We start from the raw sequence: 12306 nt of genomic DNA, 5'->3' as shown, positions 1-12306 counted from the left end.
ATGATTAAGATTGTTTATATTGGATGGTTAAACTCTCAAAATATTGGTGATGAACTAATGCTTGAAGTTTTTAAAGAACTCTGTGATAAATATTTAAAACTAAATGAAACCCAAATTTCTTTTGCAAATATTGGGGTAACAATAGATGAAATTGAAGATTATGATACTATTATTTTAGGTGGAGGTTCTATCCTCCTTGAAAACACTATCGATGTTTTATATAAGGCAGTGAATAAAAACAAAAAAGTTATTATTTGGGGAAGTGGCTATGACTGGATAAATAAAGACTTCATCCCATCCTTAATAGATTCTAATATTCCTTGCTATATATTACCTTTTAAAGATGAGATTAAATTAATAGAAATAATAAAAAAATCTAAATTTATAGGTGTACGTGGCCCTTTAACAAAAGCTTTGTTTAAGAATTCGTCTAATAATATTAATAAAATTAACGTTATTGGAGACATAGCTTTTCTTTTAAAACCTAGTGCTTTAAGTAGTAATTGTCCTATTCTTTCTTTAGATTATTCTGAAAAAGTAATAGCTATAAATTGGGGAACAACTTTTAATAAGTTATATGGTAATAATGAGCTTAATGTAGAAAATTCATTAGTATCTATATGTAAAAAACTTATTGAAAATAAACACAAAATTTATATTTATACTATGTGGCCTACTGATATAGATTCTTGCATTAATTTATATAAGAAAATTAACGACTGTAATAATGTAATATTAGATTTCAATAAATATAATGGAGGACAAATTATAAGTATATTAGAAAAGTGTATATTCTCTATAAATTTCAAGTTACACGCAAGCATTTTATCAGCGGTAGCTAGTACCCCTTTTGTTTGTTTAGGCTATAGGTTTAAATGTTTTGATTTTATTAAATCTATTGATTGTGATGAATTAATTGTAGCAACTGACTCTTCTAATTTAGAAGAAGACATTAATACCACAATAAATCTTATAGAATCTAAGCATGATTATATATGTAGCAAAATTAATAATAATATTTCTATATATGCTAATTCCTTTGAAGAAACATTTAAAAATATTATATTAAACTAGATTATTGGTTAAATTTAATAACCTATAAACTTTAATAAAATATAAAAAAAAGTGGACTCATTATCCACTTTTTTATATTTTATTAAGATTCTATATTTATTTTGTTGCAAAAGTGAAAAGTGTGGCAAATACAAGAACTAATAATACAATAATTAAGACGTATATAACTGCAAACACTATAGGAATAACTATATTAACTCCACCTTGATTAACAAGTTTCATTTTTTCTTCAGCTTTTGAAAGTCCTAAAGCTTTAATTTGAGCTATTTTGGTATTTACATGTTGTGAATATAAATAATTTGCAAAAATAGCAACTACTATATTTAACACAAGCCCTAATACTCTGTGTATACTTACAAGAACAAGATTACAAACAAAAATACCAGCGCCTATAGCATACATTTTTCTATACATCAACCAGATAGCAGAAAAGAAAAATGCTGGCCAATTCCAAGAAGCTTTATTTCCCCTATTAGCCAACTTAAATTTTTCAGTATAATAACCTGCTTTTTCTTGTCCTATGAAATCATTATATTCTTCCAAAGTATAAGGTAAATCATTATTAAAGTTATTCTCCAAAGATATTTTCCCCCTATAAATTATACTTTCATTATGAATTATATTCCATAAGATTAACCTGTATACTTAAACTTTTATTTTTTATTTTAAGTACGTATATGTATATTGAATTATAATTCTACATTTAACTTAATATCAATAATAAAGATAATTTTAAAATAATATTACAATATATATTAGTATATAAAACTTTAACCCTCCATGTTTAAAATTTTAACATAGAGGGTTAAATTTATTTATTTTCTTGTAAAATTTCATTTAAGCTTTCATAAGTATATTCAACTATTTCTTCACAACTAATACCATTTTTCTTTAAGTCCTTACAAAGCTCACTACCATACTTTTCGCGAACCATAGTCATTAGTTCTTTAGTATTTTGCCTTGCTATATTTAAATCTTCCTTGTCTTCTCTTCCTTTTAAATATCCAAGTATTACAGTTGCTGCCCCTACTGCCCCACATACACTACCTACAGTAAATCCTGACCCCATACCACTACCTAACGCTACTGGTATTTTTGTATTATTATCTTCATTAAAAGCTTTAATCATAGCTTCTCCACAATTATAACCTTGTTTATGATATCCTGATGCCTTTTTCATAATAAAACTCTCCTTTAAATATATTTACTATTTTTATTGTAAACTCAATTATATATTATTTTCAAGTTAAAATTCCATATATTATTACTATTAGCACCAAACTTAATATTATATTTAAACAAGACATAAAGATATATAATAGAAAAACATTAATTACATACTTTAAGCAATATTAAATCCATTAGCCTTTATTTCTTCCTCTGTCACATATTGATCAAGATGCATGCAATAAATTTTACTTCTAAACTCTTCTGGAATTAACCCACAAAGTTTTTTTAATGATAGATGCCCATTTCCTTCATAATCTAATCCACAGGTATCCTGATAAATTCTTTGAATCTCTCCTATTTTAAGCTTATCAATAATTTCTTTACTTATATTGTTTGAATCACCGCTATAATAAAAGTTTTTGTTATTTAAGTTCATTACAAATCCATAAGCTGGTATTGTATTAACATGAGTAACATTTAAAAAATCTATTTCTAGATTACCTAATGCTCTATCATTAATATTTACCTTATTTAAAGTATTAAGGTTATAATATTCTGAAGTTACTCCTAATTTGGTTAATAGTTCCTCAAGTAAAGTCTTTTCTGGAAAGAAAATATTTACCTTATTCTTTAAAATATAATATGAATAGAATATTAAATCACCAAGGCTTCCCACGTGATCAGGGTGCGTATGGGTGATTATAATATATACTTTTTCTACATCATTTAAAATATTTAACTTTTGTAACTCATGAAATACTCCTCCCCCACAGTCTATTAAAAGCAAACTCTTATCTTTTCTAAAAAAAGCACTTGTATTACCTCTCTCAACATTAAATGCACTTCCAGTTCCAATAAAATCAATCATATTTTCCTCCCTAATTTTTAGCTTAATTATTTAAAAATAATATATCCGTAGTTATAATTATAATACAATTTATTCTTACTTTTTATGTTTATTGTTTTTTATTTTATTTTCATTTACGAGTATTTTATTTAATATATTAATTTCTCTCTAAATATATTTGTTTTGTATTTACTCATATTTCCATTTGATAATATAATCATATATAGAATAAATTAGAAAATTTTATTTACACTTAATTGAATATATGGTATTATACAAATAATTAAATATTAAAATCAGTGATTGAGAAATAGTATATTTTCTGAAAGTATCAAAGAGAGTTAGCGCTTGGTGAAAGCTAATATATAAGTAGGATTATAGAATGGGCTCATGAGAGGAAGCCGAAAATTGTAGTAGGTAACCCGTATACCTTACGTTAAAAAGGTTAGAGTATTTTGTTGTACTTGAATAAAGTGGATTAGTTTTTACTATTCAATTGAGGTGGTACCACGGTTTATAATCGCCCTCTATCTAGTTTTTAGATAGAGGGCTTTTTTATATATTAAATTAAGGGAGATGGATTTTATGAAAAATGCAAATGGATATTTCGGAGAATTTGGAGGTAGATTTGTACCAGATAAACTTATTAAACCTTTAGAAGAACTTGAGACTAATTTTTATAAGTACATTGAAGATGAAAAATTTTTAAATGAACTTAATTATTATTTAAAAGAATATGTAGGTCGTAGTACTCCTCTTTATTATGCAGAACATTTAAGTGAAATTTTAGGTGGTGCGAAAATTTATTTAAAAAGGGAAGATCTAAACCATACTGGTGCTCATAAGATAAATAACACTATAGGACAAATTTTACTTGCAAAAAGAATGGGCAAAAAAAGAATAATTGCTGAAACTGGAGCTGGTCAACATGGTGTTGCTACTGCAACAGTTTGTGCTCTTTTTGGACTTGAATGTATTATTTATATGGGGGAAGTTGACACTAAAAGGCAAGCTCTTAATGTTTTTAGAATGGAATTATTAGGTGCCAAAGTTATTCCTGTTACAAGTGGTCTAGGAACCTTAAAAGATGCTGTTGATGAGGCTTTAAATGATTATTCTATAAATTATGAAGATTCCTTTTATTTGTTAGGTTCTGCTGTAGGTCCTCACCCATATCCTACTATGGTTCGTGAATTTCAAAGTATTATTGGCATAGAAGTTAAAAAGCAAATTCTACAAAAAGAAAGTAGACTTCCTGATTATTTAGTAGCTTGTGTAGGTGGCGGTAGTAATGCAATAGGACTATTCCATCCTTTCTATGATTGCAAGGAAGTTAATATTATAGGTGTTGAGCCAGCTGGAAAAGGAATTGATACCTTGTCCCATGCAGCTAGTATTTCCAAAGGAGATGTTGGTATTATTCATGGATTTAAATGTTACACTCTTAAGGAAAATTTCCCTGTTTACTCTGTAGCTGCTGGTCTTGATTATCCTGGTGTTGGCCCAGAACACAGCTATTACCATTCTACAGGACGTGCTAACTATGTACCTGTTACAGATGACGAAGCTTTAGATGCTTTCATGAAATTAAGTAAAATCGAAGGAATCATACCAGCTCTTGAAAGTTCTCATGCTGTAGCATATGCTATGAAACTTGCTAAAGATTTACCTAAAGATAAAATTATAGTAGTTAATCTTTCAGGACGTGGAGATAAAGACGTTGATCAAGTTAAAAATATGTTTATGTCTAAATAATTATATAATATTATATAGGAGAACTGTATCAAAACTAATTTTTGGTACAGTTCCTTTTATTATAGATATAATATATAATTCATTGATGTATATCTAATACCATCTTTAAATTTCAAATCACTTACAACTGTCATAAATAATTGGGTAGCATTCTTTATGTTGAAATTTTTTCTCTACAAAAAGAAGAGAAATTATATGTGTTTTAATAAATAATCTACATCTATAACATTTAGAATTATCTATATTTTAGAATAGTTTGAATGTAGAAGGTTAATTAGAACTTATATATTTTAATTAATACTATCAAATATTTATATAATTATAAAATATTTCTAAGAACCTGTAGATTTATAATGTGCCACTCCTATTTTCCAAATAAAATTACAAATTATTAAAAATAAAATGATTGCTAGTGGAGATAACATATATAAATACGCTGTTTCATCTACTCTACCTAAGATATACATAAGAGGATAGTAGTTTACTAAAGCTAGTGGTACAATATAAGTGAAAAAGTTAAGTATCCACTTCTTGTATATATCTAATGGATACTGTGCTAATTCTCTTCCACCATCTGTAAATATATTCATAAATTCCAAACCTTCAATAGTGAAAAAACTTAGTGCCCCATATATCATAAAAAGTCCAAAAAATAATCCCATTCCCCCTAGTATCATAAAAATTAGTGTAACTATTCTTAAGAAAGTCCACTTAACTTCACAGCTTATAACTGCATAGATAAGCACTATTATAGCTTGAATTAGTCTTCCAACTCTTGAAAATTCTATTCTTGCCCCTATTACTTGAAGTATTTCACTTCTTGGTCTTACCATTATTCTATCAAACTCACCATTTGATATTATGCTAGAAAAATTATCAAAACCTCTTCCAAAGCACTCTGCTAAAGAAAATGCCATTAATATAGTACTAAAGCACAATAAAACCTCATTAAATGTATAACCTTTTATATTATTAAATCTATCAAATAAAAAATACATACATATAAATGAAAATAAACTTGTTAATGCTTGCCCTAAACTATTTAAGAAAAAAGAGGTTTTATATTGCATAGCTGATTTTAAATGAATAGAAAAATATTTTAAATATAATTTCATACTTCTAACCTCCTTGAACTACTACTTTTTTAATAGCTTTATTTACAAGTAATTTTCCAAACATCACCAATACTATAATCCAAAATACTTGTAACACTATTCCATTTAATCCATCATGTACACTAATACCTCCACTATAAAGTCTAAAAGGAAGGTTTTGCATAACTCCAAATGGAGAGTAATAGATATATTTAGTTATCCAATCAGGTAAAAGCGGTAGTGGTACTAAACCTCCTGACAAAAAATCAGCAAGCATAACCATAATCATACGAATTCCTACTTCTGATACTGTATAAAAGGTAAATATATAGATTAACATACAGTAGGCAACTACCAATAAAAAGCCTAAAATTGTTGCTACAATAAATAATGTGAAATCTTTAGACGATTTAGGTATTGTAAAATTGTACCCATTAGGTAAGAAGAATGCTATTAAAATTATTGGGAAGCATCTAAGAATTGCTTTAGATAGTCTAGTAGCACAGTTTTTTGCAAACCACATTTTATAAATATCTAGTGGTCTACAAAGCTCATACGCTACATTTCCACTTCTTATAAGTTCAAAAATTTCATTATCTAAAAACCAGGTCATAAATAGCATAAGTAAACTTTGTTGTAACCATATATAATTCGAAATCTCATTTAAACTCATGGGCATTTTAGAAGGATTACTTTCATAAAAAGCACGATATAACATTATATACATAAATCCCCAAGCAAATTGTGTAGCTACACCAGCATAAGCAGCTACCCTATATTGTAATCCATTTATAAATCTAATCCTAAAAAAGCTTATATATGCCCTCATATATTAAACTCCTTATAAAGTGAAATAACTACATCTTCTGCGGTTGCTTCCATGTTAGGCTCTTTACCATATTTACTCTTTAAAATATCCAAATCTCCATCTAAAAGAACCTTGCCCTTTCCTATTAGAATAATTCTCTTAGTAAGATTTTCTATGTCTTGGGTATCATGTGTGGTTAAAATTACTGTAGTTTTCTTTTCTTTATTAATTTTCTTAATAAAATCTCTAACTGCTATTTTAGATACGGCGTCTAAGCCTATGGTAGGTTCATCTAAGAATAATAACTTAGGACTATGGATAAGTGATGCTGCTATCTCGCAGCGCATTCTTTGACCTAAGCTTAATTGTCTTGTTGGTATTTTTATAATATCTTTTATATTCAATAACTCTGAAAGATTGCTTATATTTTTCTTATATTCTAAAGGGTCAATCTTGTAAATTTCTTTTATTACCTCAAAAGAATCTACAACGGGTACATCCCACCAAAGTTGAGATCTTTGTCCAAAGACTACTCCAATATCTTTAACATGATTTACTCTATCATTCCAAGGTACTCTTCCATTTATAATACAACTTCCACTATCAGGATTCAAAATACCACTCATTATCTTTATAGTTGTACTTTTACCTGCTCCATTAGGTCCTATGTAGCTAACCATCTCCCCTTCTGAAATATTAAAGGATACATCCTTTAATGCTTCAATCACTTCATAATTTCTTTTAAATAGTGATTTAAAAGATTCCTTTAAGCCTGCATCTCTTCTAGAAACCTTAAATGTTTTAGTAAGATTTTTAACTTCTATCAAGTTATCACCCCTTTATGTTTTTTAGAAAACCTTAAAATTATAACATTTAATCACTTAAATGTAAAGTTATCGTAAAACCTATAAAATCTTAATTATACATTTACCCTAATGGAAGTTTTATTATTTTATTATAAAATTTCATATAAAAATATACTTTAAAAATTCATATTATTATTGAATTAAATTAATCTATTTGCTATAATTTCACATAAAACACTTGTTAAATATTTATTAAGGAGGAATTATTTGCGAAAAATTTATTCTTAGTTGAACCTACTGAAAAATATCAAAGAAGTTTTAAAAATTATACCTTAGCATATAAAAAAATAAATGATAATCATTATTTTACCAAATATGAAAAATCATTAGAAAATTTTGAAAAATATTCACAAGACTTGCTTAATTATTCTAAAGGAAAGAATTTACCTTTGGGACTTACAAACACTTCAACCTTCTGGTTAATTGATGATGATACAGTTGTAGGCGTACTACGAATTAGGCATAAAGAAGATGAATTTGCTGGTCATATAGGCTATGATATATCGCCAAATTATAGGAATAGAGGTTATGGCTTTATGATTTTGAATCTTGCCTTAGAAAAGGCTCTAAGTATAGGTTTAAACGAAATAATTTTAACTTGTAATATAGATAATATAGCCTCAAAGCGAATCATAGAAAAAAATAATGGTAAATTATTAGAAACTATTTTTGATGAAGAAGAAAATGAATATCTATACAAATATATTATTGCAATAGAAGATAATTAAAATTCCCACTATTTATTTTCTGCATATAAAATATATTTATCAACTGATTATACTTTATACATAATTTGTGTTGACTTCATTTACTGTTATTCTGTATATTTTACCTTTAAGCATTATTAATTACATTAAAACCTCATTCTATAATGTGGATATGCTGTAACAATATTGATTTTATAGAGAATTAATCCTATAATAACAATTAAGCAATAATATTTTATGGAGGTATGTTAGATATGTCATATTTATTTGTTGGTTGTATTTTAATTTTAGCATTCCTAACTATTATGTCAGATAATATTAATAAATTAAGACGTGACATTTATCGTTTAAATTCTAACATTGAAAAAATAACAGAGCATCTAGGAATACCTGATGAAAACAAAGATAAAATGTTAGAAGAGTTAAATTCTCTTATTTCGGAAGGTAATCAAGTTAAAGCGATTAAAAGATATAGAGAATATACTGGTGCTTCTTTACTTGATGCAAAGCAATACATTGATAATTTATTACAATCTGAAAATCTAAAATAGTTAAATTTTCAGATTATGCTAAGAGTACGTTTCTAAGTTTCCCTTAGTATTTATCATATTCTGTATAAAAACCATTTAAATTTGAATCTAAAATATAAAAATGAGCAGTATCAAATTAGGTTAAACATAATCTTGATGTTGCTCATTTTCTTTTTTAATATATTATTTTATAAACCAAGTTATCTAATTAACATATTCATCTTATATACTTAATTTTAATATAGCTTTACATAAATCCATGCTTTTCATAGTCAAAAATTTTTGAAACCTTATTATTTTCATCTGCTAAAACTACTCTTGGTTTATGCTTTTTCGCTTCTTCTTCTGACATCTTTGCATAAGCCATTATTATAACCTTATCACCTACTTGAACAAGTCTTGCAGCTGCTCCATTTAAACTTATGATTCCTGAACCTCTTTCTCCTGGTATTGTATAAGTTTCAAGTCTAGCTCCATTATCAATATCAACTACTTGTACCATTTCATATTCTAAAATACCTGATGCATCTAACAAGTCTTTATCTACTGTTATACTTCCTACATAATTTATATTAGCTTCTTTGACTGTTACTCTGTGTATTTTACCTTTAAGCATTGTTAATTCCATAAGTATTTCTCCCTTATATTTTATAAAATAAAATTATCTATTAGCCTTATCTTACCAATATATACGGCTATAGCTACCAAAATTTCATCCTTTATCATATTTACTTCGGCAATATTTTCTTTATCTACAATTTCTATATAATCAATTTTTGCTAAATCTTCTGTACTTATTTCTTTTGCTATTATTTCTTTTACTTCAGTGGCTAGTATTTCCTTATTTTTATTATTAATTATATATTCTCTTGCCTTATTTAAGCTTTTTGATAAAACTAATGCGGCTTTCCTCTCTTCTTGATTTAAATACTTATTTCTAGAACTCTTTGCAAGTCCATCCTCTTCTCTAACAATAGGACATCCAATTATTTTTACATCCATATTTAAATCTTTTACCATCTTTTTTACTACCATAAGCTGTTGGATATCTTTTTCTCCAAAATAAGCTTTCTTTGGTGTTATTATATTGAACAATTTTGTTAAAATTGTAGTTACTCCATCAAAATGTCCTGGTCTTTTAGCTCCACAAAGTCCAGCTGTTAAGCCAATAACTGAAACTGTTGTTTTTCTATCTTCACCATACATTTCCAAAACGCTTGGAAAGAACATTACATCAGCACCATTTTTAATACAGACTTCCTCATCTCTTTCTTGATCCCTAGGATATTTATCTAAATCTTCATTCGGTCCAAACTGGATAGGATTAACAAAAGTTGAAACCACAACTCTATCACATTCACTACTAGCCTTTCTTATTAAAGAAGCATGTCCCTCATGCAAATATCCCATAGTAGGTACAAATCCGATAGTTAATCCTTGTCTTTTCCACTCTTTAACTTTTTGTTTCATCTGGTTTATAGTATATAATGTTCTCATAAATCCTCCTAATATAATTTATTTATAATGCTTTCTTCTATTTTGAAACAATGCTTTTCTCCTGGAAATACACCATTTTTAACTTCCTTGTCATAACTCATAAATGATTCTCTCATAATAGACCCTACATTTGCATATTCCTTAACAAATTTTGGTTTAAAAGATGAAAACATTGATATCATATCTTGATAAACTAAAATTTGGCCATCACATCCTGGTCCAGCACCTATACCTATTGTTGGTATGTAAAGTTCATTTGATATAATTTTTGCAAGATCACTTGGTATACATTCAAGTACAATTGCAAAAGCTCCAGCTTCTTGAAGTAATTTAGCATCCTCTATTATTGACCTTGCTGCCTCTTCACTTTTTCCCTGTACTTTAAACCCACCAAAAACATTTATAGATTGTGGTGTTAACCCAATATGACCCATAACAGGAATTTGAGCATCTACTATTGCTCTAACTTGATTCTTGACTTTAGCTCCACCCTCTAGCTTTACAGCTCCAGCAAACCCTTCTTTTATAAGTCGTCCTGCATTTTTTACAGCATCATCTATATTGGTATAACTCATAAAAGGCATATCCGAAACTACTAGTGCATTTTTAACTCCTCTAGCTACAGCCCTTGTATGATGAATCATATCTTCCATAGTTACAGATAATGTATTTTCATATCCTAAACATACCATTCCTAATGAATCTCCAACTAAAATACCATTAATATTACTTTCATCAATTAATCTTGCTGTAGAATAATCATATGCAGTTAACATAGAAATTCTTTCTCCTGTTCTCTTCATTTCTACAAAACTGGCAGTCGTATTTTTCATAAATTTATTCCTCCTAGAATCCTTTTAAGTTCTGCATAACCTTGATTTTCTCCATTCTTTTTAATAGCTAAAGATAAAAGTTCTAAAGAAAGATCCTTATAAAATTGAGCATCCTCTAAATTAATAACCTCTAAATGCTTCTTTATAGTTAAACTATCATATCTTAAAACAGGACCAGTTAAAGAATTAACAAGTCCAACCTGTTCAATAGATTGAAAATTACTCTTTATTAAGGGTATTAAAATTGATATGGCGCTCTCTTCAGTAAACCCTAAAAGCTTTAAATAATTTATGGCTTTAGATGTTAGAGCTAACATTAAATTAGAAGCCATAACGCAAGCTAAATGATATGTAGTTTTATCACCATTTAAAATAACAACATCATTTCCTAGTGAGGTTATAATTTCGTAAATAATATTTAATTTTTCAGCTTGTCCTTCTAATGTAAATACAGCTTGGTTTAAATTTTTATATGATGTTTCTTTATCTGGGAATGGATAAATTGGATGTAAAGAATAGGAGTACGCACCTAATTCCCTAGCTTTAGAGAATTCTTTTGAAGAAATTGAGCCTGAAGTGTTTATAAGAATTTTACCTCTTAAATCAAAGTTTGAAAGTTTATTATAGCAATTGACAACTTCATTATCTGTAGTAGTTATGAATATAATATCACTTTCAACTATAAATTTTTGAAATGAAGTATAGTATTTACTATCTGTAAATCCTGCTCCAAATTGACTGGATGCAAGTTTTCTAGAATAATAACCACTTAAATTTAAACCTTTTATTTTAAAATACTTTCCTAGGGATACACCAACCTTACCTGCTCCTAGAAAGCCTATTTTCATAGCATCACCACCTTATACTTTGTTAGTGTGCCCTTAAATTCTTCAAACTTATTAAGGTGCGGTTCTATTTTTTAGATACCACCCATGATAAATATATCACAAATTATTTTTAACAACAAGAATTTTTTTACATTAAGTGAAATTAAATCATATAATTCTATTTTTTAAGAACTATTGAATTTTTTAATAGTTTATTGAATTAAAATTTTCTTTTTGTCAATAATTTCAACTAAAGAGGTGATTTTATTCAATCAATAAAAAAATTTTTAATAAATTT

General features: G+C 27.4%; 14 protein-coding genes and 1 other annotated feature. Of the genes, 4 read left to right on the top strand and 10 right to left on the bottom strand.

All coding sequences use genetic code 11. From position 1 onward, the window contains the following. On the top strand, positions 1-1074 hold the full coding sequence (locus BUB01_RS04825) for a polysaccharide pyruvyl transferase family protein (RefSeq protein WP_072985554.1): 1074 nt from the start codon (positions 1-3) through the stop codon (positions 1072-1074). Positions 1075-1170: 96 nt separating this feature from the next. On the opposite strand, the gene BUB01_RS04820 is transcribed toward BUB01_RS04825, so the two are convergent. From BUB01_RS04820 to BUB01_RS04810, 3 genes are all read right to left on the bottom strand, one after another. Beyond that, complete coding sequence (locus BUB01_RS04820) at positions 1171-1653, bottom strand: DUF2628 domain-containing protein (protein WP_072985553.1); 483 nt, start codon at positions 1651-1653, stop codon at positions 1171-1173. Between the two features lie 232 nt (positions 1654-1885). Continuing rightward, positions 1886-2254 (bottom strand): C-GCAxxG-C-C family (seleno)protein, encoded by a 369-nt coding sequence (locus BUB01_RS04815; protein WP_072985552.1) that lies wholly within the window; start codon positions 2252-2254, stop codon positions 1886-1888. Between the two features lie 162 nt (positions 2255-2416). Then, complete coding sequence (locus BUB01_RS04810; protein ID WP_072985551.1) at positions 2417-3112, bottom strand: MBL fold metallo-hydrolase; 696 nt, start codon at positions 3110-3112, stop codon at positions 2417-2419. Positions 3113-3381: 269 nt separating this feature from the next. Beyond that, positions 3382-3622, top strand: a binding site (T-box leader). A gap of 54 nt (positions 3623-3676) precedes the next feature. On the opposite strand from BUB01_RS04810, the gene trpB reads away from it, so the two are divergent. Next, a complete protein-coding gene (trpB, locus tag BUB01_RS04805; RefSeq protein ID WP_200802840.1) occupies positions 3677-4846 on the top strand; it encodes a tryptophan synthase subunit beta in 1170 nt (389 codons plus the stop codon). A gap of 332 nt (positions 4847-5178) precedes the next feature. Here trpB and BUB01_RS04800 read toward each other — a convergent pair whose 3' ends face one another. From BUB01_RS04800 to BUB01_RS04790, 3 genes are read right to left on the bottom strand one after another with little or no spacing between them, the layout of a single operon-like run. Beyond that, entirely contained in the window at positions 5179-5961 is a 783-nt protein-coding gene (locus BUB01_RS04800; protein WP_072985549.1) for an ABC transporter permease, read from the bottom strand. Between the two features lie 4 nt (positions 5962-5965). Further along, positions 5966-6769 carry an ABC transporter permease gene (locus BUB01_RS04795; RefSeq protein ID WP_072985548.1) on the bottom strand — a complete coding sequence of 268 codons (804 nt, stop codon included), beginning with the start codon at positions 6767-6769 and terminating at the stop codon, positions 5966-5968. Then, the gene (locus BUB01_RS04790) at positions 6766-7575 is read right to left on the bottom strand and encodes an ABC transporter ATP-binding protein (RefSeq protein WP_072985547.1); all 810 of its coding nucleotides are present in this window, start codon (positions 7573-7575) and stop codon (positions 6766-6768) included. The genes BUB01_RS04795 and BUB01_RS04790 overlap by 4 nt, the downstream gene beginning before the upstream one ends. A 224-nt stretch (positions 7576-7799) precedes the next feature. On the opposite strand from BUB01_RS04790, the gene BUB01_RS04785 reads away from it, so the two are divergent. Both BUB01_RS04785 and BUB01_RS04780 read left to right on the top strand, forming a co-directional pair. Continuing rightward, positions 7800-8342 carry a GNAT family N-acetyltransferase gene (locus BUB01_RS04785; RefSeq protein WP_341422416.1) on the top strand — a complete coding sequence of 181 codons (543 nt, stop codon included), beginning with the start codon at positions 7800-7802 and terminating at the stop codon, positions 8340-8342. Positions 8343-8566: 224 nt separating this feature from the next. Next, complete coding sequence (locus tag BUB01_RS04780; RefSeq protein ID WP_143152453.1) at positions 8567-8872, top strand: 50S ribosomal protein L7/L12; 306 nt, start codon at positions 8567-8569, stop codon at positions 8870-8872. A gap of 226 nt (positions 8873-9098) precedes the next feature. On the opposite strand, the gene panD is transcribed toward BUB01_RS04780, so the two are convergent. From panD to BUB01_RS04760, 4 genes are read right to left on the bottom strand one after another with little or no spacing between them, the layout of a single operon-like run. Next, a complete protein-coding gene (gene panD, locus BUB01_RS04775) occupies positions 9099-9479 on the bottom strand; it encodes an aspartate 1-decarboxylase (protein WP_072985544.1) in 381 nt (126 codons plus the stop codon). 20 nt (positions 9480-9499) lie between these two features. After that, complete coding sequence (gene panC, locus BUB01_RS04770; RefSeq protein WP_072985543.1) at positions 9500-10348, bottom strand: pantoate--beta-alanine ligase; 849 nt, start codon at positions 10346-10348, stop codon at positions 9500-9502. An 8-nt stretch (positions 10349-10356) separates the two neighbouring features. Beyond that, complete coding sequence (gene panB, locus BUB01_RS04765; protein WP_072985542.1) at positions 10357-11181, bottom strand: 3-methyl-2-oxobutanoate hydroxymethyltransferase; 825 nt, start codon at positions 11179-11181, stop codon at positions 10357-10359. Further along, positions 11178-12029, bottom strand: a complete 852-nt coding sequence (locus BUB01_RS04760) for a Rossmann-like and DUF2520 domain-containing protein (RefSeq protein WP_072985541.1) — start codon at positions 12027-12029, stop codon at positions 11178-11180. Before BUB01_RS04760 ends, panB begins: the two co-directional genes overlap by 4 nt. Between the last annotated feature and the right edge of the window lie 277 nt (positions 12030-12306).

The sequence above is a fragment of the Clostridium cavendishii DSM 21758 genome (genome assembly GCF_900141845.1).
Taxonomy (GTDB): Bacteria; Bacillota; Clostridia; order Clostridiales; family Clostridiaceae; genus Clostridium_AG; species Clostridium_AG cavendishii.
This window is presented reverse-complemented; position numbering and strand designations above follow the sequence as displayed.

What these genes read in the sequence shown, in the direction of transcription:
- panB (WP_072985542.1), bottom strand. Translation starts at nt 11,181, where the DNA reads ATGAAAAATACGACTGCCAGTTTTGTAGAAATGAAGAGAACAGGAGAA.
- BUB01_RS04810 (WP_072985551.1), bottom strand. Translation starts at nt 3,112, where the DNA reads ATGATTGATTTTATTGGAACTGGAAGTGCATTTAATGTTGAGAGAGGT.
- trpB (WP_200802840.1), top strand. Translation starts at nt 3,677, where the DNA reads ATGAAAAATGCAAATGGATATTTCGGAGAATTTGGAGGTAGATTTGTA.
- panC (WP_072985543.1), bottom strand. Translation starts at nt 10,348, where the DNA reads ATGAGAACATTATATACTATAAACCAGATGAAACAAAAAGTTAAAGAG.
- BUB01_RS04815 (WP_072985552.1), bottom strand. Translation starts at nt 2,254, where the DNA reads ATGAAAAAGGCATCAGGATATCATAAACAAGGTTATAATTGTGGAGAA.
- BUB01_RS04800 (WP_072985549.1), bottom strand. Translation starts at nt 5,961, where the DNA reads ATGAAATTATATTTAAAATATTTTTCTATTCATTTAAAATCAGCTATG.
- BUB01_RS04780 (WP_143152453.1), top strand. Translation starts at nt 8,567, where the DNA reads ATGTTAGATATGTCATATTTATTTGTTGGTTGTATTTTAATTTTAGCA.
- BUB01_RS04795 (WP_072985548.1), bottom strand. Translation starts at nt 6,769, where the DNA reads ATGAGGGCATATATAAGCTTTTTTAGGATTAGATTTATAAATGGATTA.
- panD (WP_072985544.1), bottom strand. Translation starts at nt 9,479, where the DNA reads ATGGAATTAACAATGCTTAAAGGTAAAATACACAGAGTAACAGTCAAA.
- BUB01_RS04760 (WP_072985541.1), bottom strand. Translation starts at nt 12,029, where the DNA reads ATGAAAATAGGCTTTCTAGGAGCAGGTAAGGTTGGTGTATCCCTAGGA.
- BUB01_RS04825 (WP_072985554.1), top strand. Translation starts at nt 1, where the DNA reads ATGATTAAGATTGTTTATATTGGATGGTTAAACTCTCAAAATATTGGT.